General features: G+C 63.3%; 27 protein-coding genes. 25 read left to right on the plus strand and 2 right to left on the minus strand.

Annotated elements, in window-relative coordinates; genetic code table 11:
• Positions 1 to 2 precede the first annotated feature (2 nt).
• Complete coding sequence (locus AAHM38_RS19520) at positions 3 to 3,056, plus strand: conjugal transfer protein TraG N-terminal domain-containing protein (RefSeq protein ID WP_245621248.1); 3,054 nt, start codon at positions 3 to 5, stop codon at positions 3,054 to 3,056.
• On the opposite strand, the gene AAHM38_RS19525 is transcribed toward AAHM38_RS19520, so the two are convergent.
• Together AAHM38_RS19525 and AAHM38_RS19530 are read right to left on the minus strand one after the other, a co-directional pair.
• Complete coding sequence (locus AAHM38_RS19525) at positions 3,053 to 3,316, minus strand: hypothetical protein (protein ID WP_042339279.1); 264 nt, start codon at positions 3,314 to 3,316, stop codon at positions 3,053 to 3,055. The two genes, AAHM38_RS19520 and AAHM38_RS19525, sit on opposite strands and share 4 nt — an antisense overlap.
• Positions 3,317 to 3,320: 4 nt before the next feature.
• Positions 3,321 to 3,563, minus strand: coding sequence for a hypothetical protein (locus AAHM38_RS19530; protein ID WP_028229027.1), 243 nt, complete (start codon positions 3,561 to 3,563; stop codon positions 3,321 to 3,323).
• A 260-nt stretch (positions 3,564 to 3,823) separates the two neighbouring features.
• On the opposite strand from AAHM38_RS19530, the gene AAHM38_RS19535 reads away from it, so the two are divergent.
• From AAHM38_RS19535 to AAHM38_RS19650, 24 genes are all read left to right on the plus strand, one after another.
• Positions 3,824 to 3,982, plus strand: a complete 159-nt coding sequence (locus AAHM38_RS19535; RefSeq protein ID WP_156967231.1) for a hypothetical protein — start codon at positions 3,824 to 3,826, stop codon at positions 3,980 to 3,982.
• The gene (locus tag AAHM38_RS19540; protein WP_042339277.1) at positions 3,979 to 4,254 is read left to right on the plus strand and encodes a hypothetical protein; all 276 of its coding nucleotides are present in this window, start codon (positions 3,979 to 3,981) and stop codon (positions 4,252 to 4,254) included. The genes AAHM38_RS19535 and AAHM38_RS19540 overlap by 4 nt, the downstream gene beginning before the upstream one ends.
• On the plus strand, positions 4,251 to 4,628 hold the full coding sequence (locus tag AAHM38_RS19545; RefSeq protein ID WP_156967230.1) for a hypothetical protein: 378 nt from the start codon (positions 4,251 to 4,253) through the stop codon (positions 4,626 to 4,628). Before AAHM38_RS19540 ends, AAHM38_RS19545 begins: the two co-directional genes overlap by 4 nt.
• Positions 4,625 to 5,035, plus strand: coding sequence for a CFI-box-CTERM domain-containing protein (locus AAHM38_RS19550; RefSeq protein ID WP_028229026.1), 411 nt, complete (start codon positions 4,625 to 4,627; stop codon positions 5,033 to 5,035). Before AAHM38_RS19545 ends, AAHM38_RS19550 begins: the two co-directional genes overlap by 4 nt.
• Positions 5,035 to 5,550: a Dna2/Cas4 domain-containing protein gene (locus AAHM38_RS19555; RefSeq protein ID WP_028229025.1), complete on the plus strand. Its 516-nt coding sequence runs from the start codon at positions 5,035 to 5,037 to the stop codon at positions 5,548 to 5,550. Before AAHM38_RS19550 ends, AAHM38_RS19555 begins: the two co-directional genes overlap by 1 nt.
• 5 nt (positions 5,551 to 5,555) lie before the next feature.
• On the plus strand, positions 5,556 to 5,807 hold the full coding sequence (locus tag AAHM38_RS19560; RefSeq protein WP_156967229.1) for a hypothetical protein: 252 nt from the start codon (positions 5,556 to 5,558) through the stop codon (positions 5,805 to 5,807).
• Positions 5,808 to 5,825: 18 nt separating this feature from the next.
• Positions 5,826 to 6,521 carry a phospholipase D family nuclease gene (locus tag AAHM38_RS19565; RefSeq protein WP_084170298.1) on the plus strand — a complete coding sequence of 232 codons (696 nt, stop codon included), beginning with the start codon at positions 5,826 to 5,828 and terminating at the stop codon, positions 6,519 to 6,521.
• A 71-nt stretch (positions 6,522 to 6,592) separates the two neighbouring features.
• Positions 6,593 to 6,850 (plus strand): antitoxin, encoded by a 258-nt coding sequence (locus AAHM38_RS19570; RefSeq protein ID WP_028229023.1) that lies wholly within the window; start codon positions 6,593 to 6,595, stop codon positions 6,848 to 6,850.
• Positions 6,843 to 7,112 (plus strand): hypothetical protein, encoded by a 270-nt coding sequence (locus tag AAHM38_RS19575; RefSeq protein WP_028229022.1) that lies wholly within the window; start codon positions 6,843 to 6,845, stop codon positions 7,110 to 7,112. Before AAHM38_RS19570 ends, AAHM38_RS19575 begins: the two co-directional genes overlap by 8 nt.
• Positions 7,112 to 7,522, plus strand: coding sequence for a PIN domain-containing protein (locus tag AAHM38_RS19580; RefSeq protein ID WP_028229021.1), 411 nt, complete (start codon positions 7,112 to 7,114; stop codon positions 7,520 to 7,522). Before AAHM38_RS19575 ends, AAHM38_RS19580 begins: the two co-directional genes overlap by 1 nt.
• A 26-nt stretch (positions 7,523 to 7,548) precedes the next feature.
• On the plus strand, positions 7,549 to 7,776 hold the full coding sequence (locus AAHM38_RS19585; RefSeq protein WP_156967228.1) for a hypothetical protein: 228 nt from the start codon (positions 7,549 to 7,551) through the stop codon (positions 7,774 to 7,776).
• 2 nt (positions 7,777 to 7,778) lie between these two features.
• Positions 7,779 to 7,997 (plus strand): antitoxin VbhA family protein, encoded by a 219-nt coding sequence (locus AAHM38_RS19590; RefSeq protein WP_042339272.1) that lies wholly within the window; start codon positions 7,779 to 7,781, stop codon positions 7,995 to 7,997.
• Positions 7,997 to 9,091 carry a Fic/DOC family protein gene (locus AAHM38_RS19595; protein WP_028229019.1) on the plus strand — a complete coding sequence of 365 codons (1,095 nt, stop codon included), beginning with the start codon at positions 7,997 to 7,999 and terminating at the stop codon, positions 9,089 to 9,091. Before AAHM38_RS19590 ends, AAHM38_RS19595 begins: the two co-directional genes overlap by 1 nt.
• 23 nt (positions 9,092 to 9,114) lie before the next feature.
• Complete coding sequence (locus tag AAHM38_RS19600) at positions 9,115 to 9,384, plus strand: hypothetical protein (RefSeq protein WP_028229018.1); 270 nt, start codon at positions 9,115 to 9,117, stop codon at positions 9,382 to 9,384.
• A 12-nt stretch (positions 9,385 to 9,396) separates the two neighbouring features.
• On the plus strand, positions 9,397 to 11,079 hold the full coding sequence (locus AAHM38_RS19605) for a zeta toxin family protein (protein ID WP_028229017.1): 1,683 nt from the start codon (positions 9,397 to 9,399) through the stop codon (positions 11,077 to 11,079).
• A gap of 3 nt (positions 11,080 to 11,082) precedes the next feature.
• Positions 11,083 to 11,292, plus strand: a complete 210-nt coding sequence (locus AAHM38_RS19610) for a hypothetical protein (protein ID WP_028229016.1) — start codon at positions 11,083 to 11,085, stop codon at positions 11,290 to 11,292.
• 1 nt (position 11,293) lies between these two features.
• Positions 11,294 to 12,514 carry a DUF1173 domain-containing protein gene (locus tag AAHM38_RS19615; RefSeq protein ID WP_028229015.1) on the plus strand — a complete coding sequence of 407 codons (1,221 nt, stop codon included), beginning with the start codon at positions 11,294 to 11,296 and terminating at the stop codon, positions 12,512 to 12,514.
• The gene (locus AAHM38_RS19620; protein ID WP_028229014.1) at positions 12,511 to 13,032 is read left to right on the plus strand and encodes an HAD domain-containing protein; all 522 of its coding nucleotides are present in this window, start codon (positions 12,511 to 12,513) and stop codon (positions 13,030 to 13,032) included. Before AAHM38_RS19615 ends, AAHM38_RS19620 begins: the two co-directional genes overlap by 4 nt.
• Before the next feature lie 25 nt (positions 13,033 to 13,057).
• Positions 13,058 to 13,333, plus strand: coding sequence for an HU family DNA-binding protein (locus AAHM38_RS19625; protein WP_028229013.1), 276 nt, complete (start codon positions 13,058 to 13,060; stop codon positions 13,331 to 13,333).
• A gap of 4 nt (positions 13,334 to 13,337) precedes the next feature.
• Positions 13,338 to 14,306 carry an OmpA family protein gene (locus AAHM38_RS19630; protein ID WP_028229012.1) on the plus strand — a complete coding sequence of 323 codons (969 nt, stop codon included), beginning with the start codon at positions 13,338 to 13,340 and terminating at the stop codon, positions 14,304 to 14,306.
• A gap of 6 nt (positions 14,307 to 14,312) precedes the next feature.
• On the plus strand, positions 14,313 to 14,675 hold the full coding sequence (locus tag AAHM38_RS19635; RefSeq protein ID WP_028229011.1) for a hypothetical protein: 363 nt from the start codon (positions 14,313 to 14,315) through the stop codon (positions 14,673 to 14,675).
• Between the two features lie 76 nt (positions 14,676 to 14,751).
• A complete protein-coding gene (locus tag AAHM38_RS19640; RefSeq protein WP_182553465.1) occupies positions 14,752 to 15,465 on the plus strand; it encodes a hypothetical protein in 714 nt (237 codons plus the stop codon).
• A 6-nt stretch (positions 15,466 to 15,471) separates the two neighbouring features.
• A complete protein-coding gene (locus AAHM38_RS19645) occupies positions 15,472 to 16,206 on the plus strand; it encodes a hypothetical protein (protein ID WP_028229009.1) in 735 nt (244 codons plus the stop codon).
• On the plus strand, positions 16,203 to 16,843 hold a 641-nt coding region (locus tag AAHM38_RS19650), incomplete at its 3' end, for a phosphohydrolase (protein ID WP_342234312.1). The genes AAHM38_RS19645 and AAHM38_RS19650, both read left to right, overlap by 4 nt.

The following is a 16,843-nucleotide window of genomic DNA, read 5'->3' on the forward strand; positions in this document are numbered from 1 at the left end:
CCATGATGGACGTAACTATCTCAACGTACTGGAACGTCGAAACGCTCTACTACGTCTTCAACGCGGTCGCCGCGATGATGGCTGGCGCAGGCTTCGCCGGGCTGCTGAAGATGGTCTTCATCTTCGCCATCGGCATCGGCATGTTCGCCTACCTCGGCGGCAAGCAGCTCGAAATGGCGACCTGGTTCTTCCAGGCGCTGATCTTTGTCACGCTGCTGAACATGCCGATCGCGCGCGTGACGCTGACCGACAAGACCAACCTCCAGCCGCCTCGTGTGGTAGCCAACGTGCCCTTTGCGATGGCTGTGATCGGGCAAACGGTCAACATGACCTTCGGCTTCATTACACAGCAGTACGAAACGGCTTTCGGCGTGCCCGACACGTTGGGCCTTGAGCAAGGCGATGTGGGCTTTGGCCACCGCATCCTCAAGCAAGTCAACAACGCGGAAATCCAAGACCCCGGCCTGCGCGCTGACCTCTTGCAGTTCATAAAGGAATGCACCCTGTATGACATCAAGGATGGCCAAGTTAGCGGCGCGCAAATCACTGGCGGCACCGATGTCTGGAACACCATCCTGACGCAGACTAGTCCGGCGCGCTTCGTCACCTACAACACGATCAGCGCGAACCCGACCACCGACACCTGCCAAAACACGGGCGTGATCCTGAAGACCAGGATTGATGCTGCCGTGCAGGCAGCTCAGACCTTCTACGGGAAGCAGGCATTCCCGCTGGCCCAATCGGACGCACTCGCCCAGAGCATGTATCTGAATGCCGTTTCCACGTCCTACGACTGGCTGCTGCAAAGCTCGCAGAGTGCATCCGACGCCCTCAAGCAAGGCATGTTCAACAACATGTGGCGGCAGGCTGGCACCAGCCTTCCCTCCATGCTCAACGACCCGGCACAGGTCGCGGAAGTGACCGCGCTTGCGGCCGAGGGCCAGGCTGCGGCGCAAGCGAATACCTCGAACTCGGTGATGAGTCTGCTGGGCCAAGAAGTCATCCCCCACATGCGCAACTGGATCGAGGCGATTCTGTACGCCATGTTCCCGGTGATCGTCATCCTGATGGTCGTGATGACTTCAGACGGGGCCAAGAAGGTGCTGGGGGGCTACATGATGTCGCTCGCCTGGATCGGCATGTGGCCGGTTCTGTTCGCGGTCATCAACCATCTGTCGCTGATGTACCTGAAGCACAAGGCGAACGCGCTTGGGCTTGCTCCTGGCGTGCCCTTCCAGCTTTCGGACGCTTTCAGCGCGACGATTGTCGATGAGCAGGCGGTGATCGGTTACATGGTTGTCCTGGTGCCGTTCATGGCCGGCGCGATCATCAAGATGGGGCAGGGTGGTTTCATGTCCCTTGCCGACAAGGCCATCACTGGCTTCACGTCTGCCGGTGCGGCTGCGGGCTCTGCTTGGGCGGCCGGCAATGTGAGCATGGGCCAGGCCGGTATCGACACCCACTCGGTCAACACCACGTCCATGCACAAGATGGACTACAACCTCGGGCTCGAAGGTGGCGGTGCCGCTATCGGCACGTCCAGCGGCGGCGTGGCACGCTTGGCCAGCAACGGATCGGCGGCACTGGAGGCGATGCACAACCGGCTGATGACCTCGATTTCCACCGACAACCGGCTGGACAGTCAGCGCACGCAGGAAGCGCACGAGACGGACATCGCAGGGAAGGGCACCGCCGTTTCCAATCGCCACAGCGATGCCAGCTCGTACACGGATGTGGTCGGTCATGACAATACGCGCGGCCGCAACCAAGGGCATAGCACGGAGAACGCCGTTTCTGTGCAAGGTAGCCACGGTGGATCGACGGACAAGGGCCAAGGCCTGCATAGCGGGACGCGGACGGCCTCCCACTTCAACACCACGGCTGGGGCAAGCGACAACCTAGCAATGGGCCTTGGTGTCGGTGGCGGGAACACTGGCGCAGTCGGCGGTGGAGGCTCTGCCTTGCCTGGCGGTGGTGGCGGTGCCGGCGTCGATCCGAAGGAAGAAAAGCGCATCGCCGACTCCATGAAGAACGCGGGCGCATCCCAGGCCGAAATCGACAAGGCTTTGGGCAACTACCGTAACGCCCGTGGTGGAGCTGCGCCTGGAAAGGGCGGTGGCATGGCTATCGGCGCTCGCCTTGGGTTCGACTCGGCCAAGAACTACTCGGCAGCTCACTCACGCGACAAGAGTACCGATCAAGCTCATACAACAGACGAATCGACCCGGCTCACTACCAGCTTCCAGGAATCGGGTTCCCGCACTGTTCACAACCAGCAGGGCGAACAGTCCGCGCAGACCAACCGCCACGGCCGCGAGGCAGCACGCAGCAACGTGGACGAACACTCCAGGGTCAACGACGCCGTGGAGCGCAACGAGAACGGCGTGGGCAATCGGGCCAGCCGAGGCGAGAGCAATTCCTTCTCGGTGCATCACGACCTCATGGCCGACCCGGAATTCATGTCCCAGGTCGCGGCGCGGAATGGCATGAGCGCCATGCGCTTCTACAGCCAGGAGACGCCCACGATCATGAGGCAGGTGCAGGACTTCGCCGCAGAGAAGGGCATGGTGGCCAAGGCTTCAACGCTCAACGGCCAGACCTTCGATGGCGGCCACATGCCGACGACGAAATCCGAGCTGCACAACCTGGCTCAGCACGAGCAGGGTGATATCAAGGACGACATCGACAGCAAGCACAAGAAGAAGGTACGCCAGACCGGCTTTACCGGTGCCGGCGCGCTCGATGTTCACACCGGCCTGCCTGCTGTCGGCAGCGATGCTCGTGGTGCGGTGGAGGGCAACCTGAACCCGGACAACAAGACCAGCATCCCGGCTCGCGCTGGAGCCTTCGATGAGAACGTCAACGCCTGGGCCAGCCCGGATAAGAAGGTCGGCGAAGGGCGTGCCAACCCGATGGGTGTGGTCGAGGACATGGAAGGCCGCGACATCAAGGACACCGCCAAGAAGACGTGGGACAAGCTCACGGGTGGAGACGGCACGGCCGATGGCGAAAAGCTCAACGACAACAAGAAACGCGAGGACAGCGTTGGCTTCTAGTGAACGCGGTGGTTGCCCTGGTAGTAGCCATAGCCCTGTGACCCCCAGCGGTATCCGGTCACAGGGTCATCGTCAAACGGAGCTGAGCCGATGCTGAAACCACTGAAGCCATCGCTAAGCCACCAGGCGAGCCAGTACGGCACCCAAACGACAAGACCGCCAACCAGCATCGCCAGGAAGCTAGAGGCGGTCTTGTCCGACAACAACCAAGCAGCTACGACCGGCACAAGGCCGAGCAGCTTGCGGGGACGAGAGATCATGTTTTCACCTTTGTTCCTCGATCACGACCGTAACCGTGTTCGGGCCTTCTTTGACGTAAGCGACAACGCGCCAACCCTTTTCGTAAATCTCCTTGACGGTGACTTTGCCCAGGTGCTCGCAGTTCAAGGCCTGCGGGGTGCCATAGCAAAGGCCGCCTTTCACCGGGGCCTGATTCGGCGCGGCTTGAGCATTGGAGAGGCTGCAAATTGCCGTCATAAAGACGGCAGCGGCGTATTTCTTCAGCATGTCGTATCTCCTGGGTTCAGGCCTGCGCGGTGCGCAAACCTCGTGAATCTAAATGCCCGCCGCTCTCCATCAAAGTGCGCGCGGACAGTGGCACAAGACCATCGACAACGCAAGGTGCGGGAGCGCACGAGTTGCCGTCACTTTGACGGCAGTTACAAGGATACAACGGCTGAGGCCGTTTTTGGAACTACAGCACCCGCCCGCAGCCTTCGGCTGACCGGATTGGCAACCCCTAAAACCCTACCGTTTCGGAGCGAAACATGAAGAAAACCTTGGCCGCAGCACTGTTCCTGGCCAGCTTGGCAGGTTGTGCAACAAAGCAACAACAGCCCGATCCCCGCATTGGCACCGACCTGACCCCGTACCGCTCGATCCCCAACTACATCGAGTGTGGCGATTGCCGGATGCCTCAGAAATGACGGACGCGATCCAGTGGGCAGGATGCGCCCTGGGAGTCCTTGGCTCGTTCCTGCTGGCAACCAACAGCCGCTTTTCAGGGTACGGGTTCTTGGCCTTCCTGGGCTCTAACGCCATGTGGATCGCCTACGGCGTCATGGCCGCAGAGCCGGCTTTGATCGTCATGCAGGCGGCTTTCACGCTGACCAGCCTGTTAGGCATTTATCGCTGGCTGCTGCCATCAGCCCGCAAGGGCGCGGTGACTTTCGCGCGCGAAAGATTGGAGGACGCATGACACGGCAAGAAATGGAGAGGCAGGCCGTTGGCCTGATCCTTAAACAAATTTTCGACAGCCAGCAGTTGTCCACGCCGATTTACTGCGCTGAAGTGACAAGCGAGGAAGTGGCTTCCGAATTGGCTCACATCCTCCCCCTTCTCTACATCTGGAACGAGGCATGGCCAGCCGGCACATTCACTCTATCAGTGAACGGCGCTCTGCTTGGTTATCTGATGGAGGCGCTAGTTCCCCGAGAGGATGAGTCATTTAAGTTCATCTTCGAGTCAGTAACTGCGGCCTTATCCACCGCCGTCCGGGATAGCGTAATTGAGGTGTGCGAGAAGGCGGGAATGCCACCAAGCCTGTTGTTCGCAGATGGCGGTGGTGCATGAGGAAGCGCTACCACTCCATCACCGACATCGTGGCGACGGTCTACTGCGAGCAGAAGGCCGTCTATGACCGTGAGCGCGGGGATGCGCGGCCGCTCGATGTTCGCATCAAGGCGGCCACGGGCACCTTCGAGCATCTGCGCTTTCAGGTCGAGGGGCAGACCTCGCAGATCGTGGACAAGCGCTGCTTCATCGCTTCCCAGGTCTACGGCGGGGAGGCTTGGCAAACCAACACGCTGCGCGCATGGCGCGACCGGGTACTGATGCCCCGTGCGACCGGCCGTGTGGCCGTTCGCCTGTACTACGCCGTGTCGCCTGGCATCGCCCGCGTGCTGGAGCGCTGGCCGAGAGCCGCTGGCTTGGTACGTCGCGCACTTGACCGCCTCGTGGTGTTCGTGGAGGGCCGGTGATGCACACCTTGATCGGCCTCATGTTCTTCGGCATGGCCATCGCGGTGGCTGTGTGGATGCTCATCGTCTGGCGTGGCTTCACCCAGGTCTGGCTCCCTGAAGAACTCAAGGCCGCCCGAGTCGCCCTGGTCGAGAAGAACCTGTGGATCGACGCACCGTTTCCCGTGGTCGGCCGCCCTGATCGCGTCTACCGCCTGCCCACCGGGCAACACGTCCCGGTCGAGAACAAGAACCGCGACCTTGACCGCGTGTTTGACACCGACATCGCGCAGCTCTCACTGCAAGCCTGGCTGCTGCGTCACAAGGGCTTCGAGACGGCAGCGCATGGGTACGTGGCCATCAACAATCGCCGCACGCGGCAGCGCACCGCACATCGGGTCGAGCTGCTGGACGACTCCGCGTGCGTGCGAATTATCAACCGCTATCTGGACGTGACGGAAGGGCGCGCTCAGCCCCGGAAAAGTCGCGGCAAGAAATGCAATTCGTGCGGCCACGCCGCCACCTGTTCAGGATGACAACCATGCTGCGCGTACTACTTGTTTTGCTGCCGATGGTGGCCTTTGTATTGACTCAAAGCTGGTGGTTCATCGCCCTGTTTTTGGTTCTCTTGGTCTGGATGGTTGGCTCTGCTGTGCGGCGGCCTACGGACAAGATGGTCGGTTACGCAATCTCGATAGCGCAAGAAAACGGTGTGCCGCCGCCAAACCTGCGTAGCTTCAGAGAAGTGCGCAAGTTTCTAAACAAGCATGGCCACTACAGGCTTCCGTTTTGACTATGGATGGATGATTGAATGAAAAGCAAGAACACAGTAGCTCGCCTCGTTACAGCCTTTGCAATAGGGGTCGCACTCACGTCGTCTCCCGTCACTTCCTTTGCCGGCGACCAGCCCATCCTGGACTGGTTCAGCGGCAAATTTGGCAACGGCAGCAAGAACGACAGCAAGCGACAGCACAGCACGCAAGGGCAGGGTGGCGCGGCCACGGTGCCGGAGCAGGTCTATATGGGCACGGTGCCCCCAGCGGACGGGCGTGCGTGGGTGCAGATGGCGACCGCACCTGACGGTGGCGCGCTTGACTTGGTGCTCAACGTCATCGACTCGGCCAAGACCTCGATCCGCATTGCGGCCTACTCGTTCACCAGCAAGCCCATCGCCGAGGCGCTTTTGCGCAAGCAGAAGGCGGGCGTGTCAGTGATGGTGGTGATGGACAAGTCGCAGCTCACGGAGCGCTACACGTCCGCCACTTTCCTGGCCAACGTGGGCGTCCCGGTTCGCATCAATTCCCGGTACGCGATTCAGCACTCGAAGGTGTTGGTGGTGGATGGCGACACCGTGGAAACGGGCAGCTTCAACTACACGGATTCTGCCGCGAGGCGCAACAGCGAGAACGTCTTGGTGATCTGGCATCACCCGACGCTGGCCAAGGAGTACGCGACCTACTGGCAGCGGCTTTGGGAGGAAGGTGAGCCTTATCGGGCGCGGTATTAAGTGCCGTCATATTGACGGCAAAGTGACGGCAATATAGACTGCTGCATATACCCACTCACCAGCAGATAACCATGACCGATTTGCGCCCTGCCAAGTTGTTCAAGAACGGCTCCAGCCAAGCCGTTCGGCTACCTGCTGAGTTCCGTTTCGAGGGCGAAGAAGTCTTCATTCGGCGCGACGAACTGACCGGCGACGTGATCCTGACGACGCTGCCCGGTGCCAGCACCTGGTCGAGCTTCTTCCGTGCGATCCGGGCGGCTGGCATCCCTGTGGGCTACATGGCCACGCGGCCGATGAACAAGGTAGCGAGGGAGGTGTGCCATGAGTAACCAAGCAGCCGCTGCCCAGCACTGGTACTACCGGCTGCGCAAGGATGCGCTGCTGATCGCCGCCCGCTCCGGCAACCTGGCTGAGAGCTTCATCCTCAAGATCGAGCGGCGCTTGCTGTCGGGCCTTCAGCACGATCCCGAGGTGCCCGACACGGTGAAGCCTGTGCTGCTGGCCTGCCACTCCAAGGCGGTGCGGCAAGAGCTGGAAATGCAGAGGCAGTGCCGGGCGAACAACAACACGACACGAGGGAAGGCGCAGTGATGCCGTTCATGCTGGATACCACCGTCGCGGCTGCACTGATCCGTGGCGACATCACCGAAGACCGCAACGCGCAGCTTGCGGCCACCCTGCCGCAAGAGCTGTGCGTCTCGGCCGTCACGCGCGCCGAGCTGCTGCTGGGGCTGATGGACTTCCCCGAGCACCTGATGCTGCGCCGGGTGCTGTTGTCCTTCTTCCAGATCGTGCGCTCGCTGGCATGGGATGACGCTGCGGCCGATGAATACGCCCGCGTGCGGCCTCTGGCTGTCCGCGACGGGGCCGACATGGGCGAGCTGGACATCATGGTGGCCGCGCACGCGGTCGCGGCCGGCGCGACCCTGGTAACGAATCGACCGGGCCTGTTCGCCTCGATGCACCTGCCCGTGCAGGTCTTGCAATGGGAGGCGCGCTGATGGGGAGCTTCGACGTAGGCGAATTCATGCACCAGTTCCTGAGCGTGTTCGGGGACATCGCAGAGGTGGCTATGCGGGTGTTCAGCACCATGTTCGGCTACCTGCAAAACATGGCCGGGAATGGGCCGATGGTGACGGGAATCATCATCGGTTTTGTCCTGGCCTTCTTCTTCAGGGGAATCATCATGAAGCTGCTGATCGTCGGCTTCCTCGTGGTGGTTGCCTTCTGGCTCTTTGGAAATGGAGGCGGTTGACTATGAACAACTTTGACGAGCTGCTGGCCGAGCCTGTGCCGGCCCGCGACATCCAGGCAGAGCGGCGCGAACAGTTCCGCCAGGCCAATGCCTCCCAGGCGCTGGAAGGGCTGCACATGGATGCACACGACCTGGCCATCCAGGAACGTGTCATCAATGGCGAGCTGACCCCCGACCAGGCCGTGGCCGAGTACCTGAAGCTGGCGAAGCGGGGTGCCTGATGGCTGACGGGAATTGGGAGGATTACGTCTACCCCGGCACCAACGTGCTGCGGAACAAGGCCGACATCCAGAATCAAGCCGAGCTGCAACGCTTCGAGCGCGGCGCGACCGCGATCCGCGCGCAGGAGCTGCGCGAGCATCCCGTTCGAGGCGACTTCGACCTGGCACACCTTCAAGACATCCACCGGCATGTCTTCAAGGACGTGTACGAGTGGGCTGGCGAGCTGCGCACCGTGGACATGGTGAAGGGCAACGGAGCCAACCGGACGCTGTTCGCCTTCACAGAGGAAATCCCGAGCTACGGCGAGAAGGCCCACCAGCTCGTGAAGGATGCCCACTACGGCCGAGGACTGGACAAGCAGGAGTTCGCCAAGGCGATGACCGATGTGTACGCGGTGGTGAACGAAATGCACCCCTTCCGCGAAGGCAACGGCCGGGCCACACGCGAGTACATGAACGAGCTGGCCAGCCATTCCGGGCACAAGCTGGACTACGAGAAGGTCGGCAAGGAAGTCTGGAACGAAGCGGCCAAGGAATCGGCGCATGGCAACCCAGCGCCGATGCGCGAGGTGTTCTACGAGATTACGACCGTAGAGCGCGCCGTCGCCTTCGACAAGCTCAAGCCGGCCGAAGCGCTGGCCAAGCACCCGGAGCTGGACGGAGCCTACAAGGCCATGATGAACGCGCGCGAGTCAGGCCTGGACGTGCCGCAGCTTCGCGCGGAAATCTCACGCGACCTGCACGCCGGCAAGGTGGTCGGCAGTGATGTCACGGTCGAGGAATCACGCAACGTTATCGACCGAGCGGCCGCCTACCGGGGCCTGATGGTGCGCGATGCCACCGATATGGGGGGCACGTTCAAGGGCGAGGTGGTGGCGGTGTCGTCCCACCACGCGATGCTGAAGGTCGGCGACATGGTGGCGGTGCGCTATGAGCGCGAGAACCTGGATCGGGCCGTCTACCAGAACGACCGCGTGACCATCCAGTACGCAGCAGAAAAGAGCCAGGTCTACGACCAGGGCAAGGAGCCCGCGAAGGATCGCGGCGGGCGTGACATGCAGATGGAGCGCACACGGGAAATGTCCCCGCGCTGATCGACAAGGGAAAGGAATACGACATGAGCACAGCAGGACTTTTCAGCCGCACGGGCGTCCGTTACGAGGTGGCGCTGGACGTGCTGGGGGCCATCATTGCCCACCACTCCGAGCAGATTGCCATCGAGCGCGACAAGCCTCAACCCGACGAGAACGCCATCAAGGTCGCCGAGGCGGCCAAGAGCAGCTTGCGCGATCTGCGGGAAGCCCTGGAGCCGAACGACGAGGAAGCCATCGAGTCGGTCATCAAGCGGTTCGGCCAGCAGGCCCGCGACCTCTACGCAAGCAACTGAACGGAGGCGTAGATGGCAGCCGGCGAGGTATCGAAATATGCGATGGAGAGCGCCTACAAGGACGTAGAGCGCGATGCCCTGACACGCACCGAGGCCAAGGACAACCCCAAGGCCATCGTGTTGGGTGGACAGCCAGGCTCCGGCAAGTCGGCACTGGCAGCAGAAGCGGCCCGTGAGTTCCGTGGCAACGGCGGGGCTGTGGTGATTGACGCTGACCGGATGCGCGAGGAAAACCCGCGCTACAAGCAGCTCAGCAAGGAAGACCCGCAGAACGCGGCCGACCGCACCCACAAGGAAGCCGGCGAGTGGGCCACGCGGCTCACGATGGCGGCTGTGGAGGGCCGACGCAACCTGGTGGTGGACGGCACCATGCGCAGCCCGGAGAACATCCGCGAGCTGACCAACCGCCTGAAGGAGAACGGCTACGAGGTGGAGGCCCGCGTGATGGCGGTGAACCCCGAAACCTCAATGACGCGCGCGCGCCTGCGGTTCGAGGAACAAGTGGCCGAGCGTGGCACCGGTCGCTTCGTCAACCGCGAGCAGCACGACGCGGCCTACACCGGCATGGTGGAGTCGGTTCGCTCTCTGGAGCGCGAGAAGCTGGCCGACACCGTGCGCCTCTACGACGCCAACCAGCGCCCGGTCTACGAGAACAAGCAGGAGCGCGGCGAGTGGCAGAAAGCCCCCGAGGCTGCACAGGCCTTGCAGCAGGAGCGCTCGCGCGAATGGACGCACGCCGAGCGCCGGGACTACGTTTCGGCCCTCTACGAAATCAACACCCTGGCCAAGCAGCGCGAAGGCGTGCGCGACAACGTGAGCTACACCGTGGGCACCGTGGCCAGTGGCGAGTCGAAGGAATACCAGAACGTCCACGAGGCGGCCAAGGCATTCAGAGATGCGCCCACCCAGGAGCATCCTTATGTGATCCGCACCGAGCGCTTGCTCAACGGCCGAGAGGCCGCCTCGCATCCTGGCCAGACCACCTACACGGAAAAGGATGGGCTCCGGGAATACAACAAGTGGATCGGTGGCAACGACGAGGCTCTGAAGCGCGCCTATGCCGAAGCACTGAAGCCCGATGCCGACCGCAGCCCAAAGCCCGTCATTGCAGACCGTGGCGAGCTGGCTTCCAAGCTCGATGCGGCCCGCGCTGATCTGGATCGCTTCGAGCAGTCCAACACCTATCAGCGCGCGGCGGCCTTCGACCAGATGACCAAGCGCGAGGCCCTGGAGCGGCACCCCGAGCTGGACGGTGCCTACAAGCAGCTCCACGAACTCAAGCAGTCATGGACGGCCCAGGCGTCGCAAGACCAGCGCGAAAACTCCTACTTCACGGCGCGCGCCGAACTGTCCGAGCAGCTTCATCGTGGCCAGGTGCCGCAAGGCAATGTGACCCTGGACGAATCGCGCCGCGTGATCGACGCCGCTGCCGCGCATCGCGGTCTGATGGTGCGTGACCCCGACGAGCTGAAGCGCGACGTGAAGGGTGAAGTGGTGGCCGAGTCATCGCAGCACGCCCTGGTGAAGATGTCCGACATGATCGCTGTCCGGTACGAGAAGGCCTCGCTGGATCGAGACATGCAAGTCGGCGAGAAGGTGGCTATCCAGTACGCGGCCGGGAAGAACCAAGTCCACGAGCTGGGCAAGGAGCCACAACACGATCAGGCCCGTGAGGGCCGCGACATGGGGAGATAGGCCGTGGCTGAACCAACCAAGACCCCTGATGCGACACCCGCCGAGCAGGTTCCCAGCTCGCCGCTCGATCCCCTGCTGGAGAAGCTGAACGAGGCCTTCCCGGACGGCGCTGCCGGCGCGGCCGATCCCAAGGCATCGAGCCAGGGATTCCTGCGCCAAGCCGCTTTCGCGCGCGAAAGCCTTTCAAAACCCGAAGACACCAGGGAGGACTGACATGAGCACCTACCGCATTGGCGAGCAGCGCATCAAAAGCGATGACCCAGGCATGAACGACGCGCTGGCCCATGCCTATACGGCGAAGACCCGGCCGGTGTGCGTGTGCCGCGATCCTGGCATCGAAATGTATATCGCCAAGGTGGCAGGCAAGTTCGTCATCAAGCGGATGCCCAACTCTGGCGGCGACCATGCACCCGCCTGCGACTCCTATGAGCCGCCACCGGAGCTTTCCGGGCTTGGCCAAGTCATGGGCACCGCGATCCAGGAAGACCCGGAGGAAGGGCTGACGGCCCTCAAGCTGGACTTCTCGCTGACCAAAGTGGCCGGCCGCTCTGCACCTATCGCCAGCGGCGCGGAAACCGACAGCGTGAAGACCGATGGCAACAAGCTCACGCTGCGCGGAACGCTGCATTACCTGTGGGAAGAAGCGGGCTTCAACCGCTGGGCACCCAACATGGCGGGCAAACGGAGCTGGTACGTCATCCGCAAGTACCTGATGCAAGCAGCCGAGGACAAGATGGCCAAGGGCGCATCGCTGGCCGACATCCTCTACATCCCGGAGAGCTTCAACGCCGAAAAGAAGAACGAAATCACTCAACGCCGCATCGCCCACATGGGCAAGGCGGCGGCCACGGTCAAGGGTTCGCGCCGGCTGATGATCGTGATCGGCGAGGTGAAGGAAGTGGCGCAGTCTCGATATGGCCACAAGATCGTCTTCAAGCACCTGCCCGACTGCCATTTCATGATGAACGACGACCTGCACAAGCGCTTGCTCAAACGCTTCGAGGTCGAGCTGGGCTTGTGGGATGCCCTGGAGGACACCCACCTGATGGCCATCGGCACCTTCAGCGTGGGCAACACCGGCATCGCTTCGCTGGAGGAAGTCGCCTTGATGTCGGTAACGGAGAACTGGATTCCCTTCGAGAGCACTTTCGACCAGATGGTGATCGACGCCATGAGCCGCGCCAATCGTCGGTTCATGAAGGGGATGCGCTACAACCTGCCGTCCAGCCGGCCGCTGGCGTGCCTGGTCGCGTCCGACACCGCGCCCGAGCCCACGGCCATGTACGTGTTGCCGCCTGGCGCGACGGAGGAATACGCGGCCGCACTGACCGAGTTGATGGACGAAAGCAAGCTCGCTCATTGGCTCTGGCGTGCCGGCGAGGCCGACATGCCCGCTCTGCCGGCGCTAGGCCATGACCGGGGGCCACGCGAATGATCCAGGCCTTGCTGCGCATGTTGCGCCCGAGGCCTGCCGTCGCGGAGCCTTCCATCGAGCTGACCGCCACGGACATCGCCTTGCCGAACGGCCGCCTGACCAGGCCGCCATCCAGCCACGTCCTGATGCTGGACATCGACGGCGTGCTGCACCCGGCGCAATCGGGCACGCTGCTGTACCTGCCGATGCTGGAGGCCTGGCTTCGCAAGCACACGGTCATCGACGTGGTGATTGCCTCGAACTGGAAGGACAGCCACTTTTATGACGACCTGGCCGAGCTGTTCAGCGCGGACGTGCGCGAGCGCGTCATCGGCACAACCCCAACCATCGAAGACGCCGACCGGGAGCAGGAGATTCTGGCCCTGGTCGCCCGGTACGACATCGAGCGATGGGTCGCCCTGGACGACAAGCCGGAAGGCTTCCCGACCACGGCTGACCGGCACCTCATCGCCACGGACTACTTCGACGGTCTGACCCCCGAGCATCTGGCACGTGCAGCTCGCGCGCTGGGCCTTTGAAAACCACCAACTGGAGCAATAGAGCATGAACAAGCAAGAACTCATCGACGCCATCGCAGCGGACACGGACGCCACCAAGACGGCAGTGGGCCGCTTCCTGGATTCCTTCATCGAGAACGTGCAGGGAACCGTCGCCAAGGGCGATCAAGTCACGCTGACGGGCTTTGGCACCTTCAAGCGCGCCGATGTGGCCGCGCGCACCGGCCGCAACCCGACCACCGGCCAGGCCATGAGCCTGCCGGCGACGGTGAAGCCGCGCTTCGTGCCGGGCGCGATCTTCAAGGCCAAGGTGAAGGGCTGATGCGATGGACGCGCACAACGAATTGACCGCGCAGGAGCGCGCCGTGTTGCGCGCGCTTCTCCAAGGGCCGGCCACCGGCATCCGCACCGTCGCCGAGCGCATCGCCTGCCGTCGCCTGAGTGCCGACAACGACATGGCACGCCTGCAAGAGAGCATCACGGCCATCCGCGCGCTGATGACCAAGAAGCTCATCGTGAAGCGACAGATCGAGGGAGGGAGCCTAGTGCTCCGCATCACGCGCCAGGGCCGCAAGACCATCGAGCCCGAGCGCTCGCTGGCCAGCTTCGGGAAGCTCGCCCTGTCCCTGTCGGCCGCGTATGCCGTCGCAGGCCTGGCGGGCTGCGCCACGCAGCCCGACTTGCCCTCGCACAAGCCGCTTGAGGGGATGGCCTATCCGACCATCACCGGCATGGGGCAGGTGCGCGATCCGCAGAGTGGCGAACTGGTTTTCGTACCCTGCAACCCATGTGCGGTGCCAACGGCCAAGACCCCGGTGGCCATCGTCCCGGCCGAGCCGCTGAAAGCGGCTGAGCCCGAGCCGATCATGATGCGCGGCAACCTGGTGGCCACGCTCGCCGAGCCAGCGGCCAAGCCTGCGGCCGCAACCATGCCGGCCCAGCGTGTGGCTGCGGCAGTGCAGCCGGCAGCCGAACCTGGCCACGTCCTGTTTGCCAGCGCATCCGCTAGGCTCGATTCAGACGCCCTCGCCTACATCAAGCGCTTCGCCACAACTGCCAAGGGTGCGCCCGGCATCGTGGTGACGGGGCAGACGGACAGCACCGGCACCACTGCTGGCAATGAGCGCCTGGCGCTGGCCCGTGCCCGCATCGTCCGCGCCGCCTTGATCGCCGCAAGCATCCCAGCCTCGAAGATCAAGGCGACAACTTGCCTGACATGCTTCGCTGGCGACAACGGCACCGAGGAAGGCAAGCGGCAGAACCGCCGCGCCGAGATTGCCATCACGAAAGGATGAACGACTATGAGCACCGACAACTATTGGGATCATCAAACCGCTGCGCTGCTGGAGGCTCTGCTTGCACCGGCCATCGCCGAGTTCCTGAACGGCAAGACTGCGGCCGAGGTGGCGCAAGCTGCCGGCGACGGCTTCGCTGAGTTCGCGGCAGCTTCCCCGGCTTCGATGCAGGCTGTGATCGAGGCCGCCAAAGCCCGCATCCAGGGCGGCCAGGTCAGGCTGATCCACATCATCGACCTAGGCCCGTGCAATGCCCGCGCCATGCGCGAGCTGTGGGACAGCCTCGCGCCGGAGCAGCGAGAACGCATTTCGGCCGCTGCGCTGGCCAATGCGAACTGGAGCCTCAACCCGTTCACCAAGTCGCACTGAGCGACTTTCGCGCGCGAAACCTCACCCACCACTAGGAAGGAGATACCCGATGAAGTTCCAACAAGCCCGTGATGAAGTGATCCGCTTCCACAAGGAGAACAAGGCGGTAGCGGCCGTTGTGTGGCTCGCGGCCGTTTCACTCACCTCGATTTTCATGCTTCGCCGGGCAGCCGACATCTTGCCTGCCGCTGTGTTCGCCTCGATGTTCGCCTTCACGGTGACGGGGATGCTTGCGCGTTACCGGGCCGCGCTGGACAAGCGCATCGACGCCGCCGACCCTTTTTCCTGGACTGTGAACGTCAATGGCGTGGAGGCTGGCGAGATTTCCGACGCCCGCTACGCCCGCATCCGCCGTGACGTGTTCTTTGATGTCCGCCTGTACGTCGCGCAGTTCGTCAACGTCCTCGGATGCCTATTCCGTGCCCTGGACAGCCTGATCTGGACGCTGCCGATCTTGGTCTTTTGGGGCGCGGCTGGCTGCTACTTCTTCGCGCCGGAGTCGTTCGCTACTGCACTGCACGCGATCCAGATAGTCACGAAAGACGAGCTTGTTGCGGCCATCCCCACCGCTGTGAACCTGCTGGTGATGGTGTCGTTCATGTACCTCATGGTCAGCACGATGGGCGGCCGCAACTTCGGCTTCGTGAACCGCTTTGACGAGGCGGTGGCGGCGGATGTTCGCCGGTTCATCAACTGCCCAGCCGAAGGAGCTGTGAACCTGCATCGCTGGATCAACGGCAGCTTGCAGCAGCCCCGCGAACGCGACCACCTGCGTGCCGAGAAGGGTTGATACGCCATGCGAAAACTTCTGATCCCCATGCTCTTGGCCGCCGCGACCGCGGCCTGGGCTGAATCGGCTCAGACCGACGCCAGCTCGCCGGTAGCGCAAGCGCCGGCAGCCGCGCCGTCGATCAAGAATCGCCTTGTCGGCAAGATCGCGCCGGAAGGCGACAAGGGCCGCAAGCTGTACGTGGAGTTCAACGACAGCCCGGCGCTGTCGAAGGCGCTGCAAGACGCCTTCAGGGCGCAGGGCTACGAGCTGGCCGACAGCAAAGTGCAGGCTGACATCGCCTACATCTTCGACGGTGCCTTCCAGGCGATGCGGCCCGCGACCAATCGCACGGCCGAGATCCGCTTGGGTGAATACGCCGAGCATCCCGAGGCCCTGAAGACCAAGAGCGGCCGTGGCTTCTCGGTCGCCCTGGGCTTGAATCCGCTGGCTGTGGTCGCCGGCACCGTGCTGCAAAACGTGGGCAACGCGACGGGCGTGCAGGACGCGGTGAACAGCGCCGTGGGCGACCCTGACGGCAAGTGCTTGGCGAAATGCGACCAGTGGGCCTACAAGCAGCGCGCCACGGTCAACATCGAGCGCTACGCTGATGGCCGGCGCGCGTCCGTGATCGCCAGCGTGTCGGAGACGACAGAGGACGGCCTTGATCCCGATGGGCTGATCCTGGCATCGCTCCAAGGTCTGGCGGGCCGACTCGGGCTCGACCTGGCCGGCGCGTACAAGCCCCGGAGCAAGCAATGAGCGGCGAGGGCGGCAAGCCGCGCGCCTGGACTCGTCTGCCGTCTGGCGGCCGCCTCGACCTCATCAACCCCGATCCGCAGGCCTGGACGGACACCGACCTTGCCATCCGCCTGTCCCGCACCTACCGGTGGGGGGGGGAATCGTCATGGACGCACCCCCTGTCGGTCGCTCAGCACTCGCTGACCGTCTTGGCGCTGCGCCGGCAGATGACCGCAGAGGCGCTGGACATGGACGCTTCGCTGCTGGAGCTGCTGCACGATGCCGAAGAAGGGTTCTTGGGCTTCGACTGCATATCGCCGCTGAAGGCAGTCCTGGGTGATCCCTTCCGGGCCGTTGGGGATCGCCTCGCGCGGGCCATATTCGCCCGCTACAGCCTCGTTCCCTGGTCGGGTGAGGCCTACCCCTTGCACAAGCGCGCCGACGCCATCGCGGCCGCATCCGAGGCCTTGCGCTGCGCCGGCTGGACGCTGGCCGAGATTCGCAACGAGCTGGGCATCACGCACCCGATCCTGTCCGTCGATCCGCTGGCTTCGATCTACGACTGCGCACCCTGGGAGCCCTGGCCCGCCGAGCTGGCTGCCGAGCGCTTCCACACCGAGCTGACCGCCCTGGTCGCCGCGCGAAAAACGACTGCCCT

The organism is Ralstonia sp. OTU4908 (assembly GCF_038440115.1).
Taxonomy (GTDB): Bacteria; Pseudomonadota; Gammaproteobacteria; order Burkholderiales; family Burkholderiaceae; genus Ralstonia; species Ralstonia pickettii.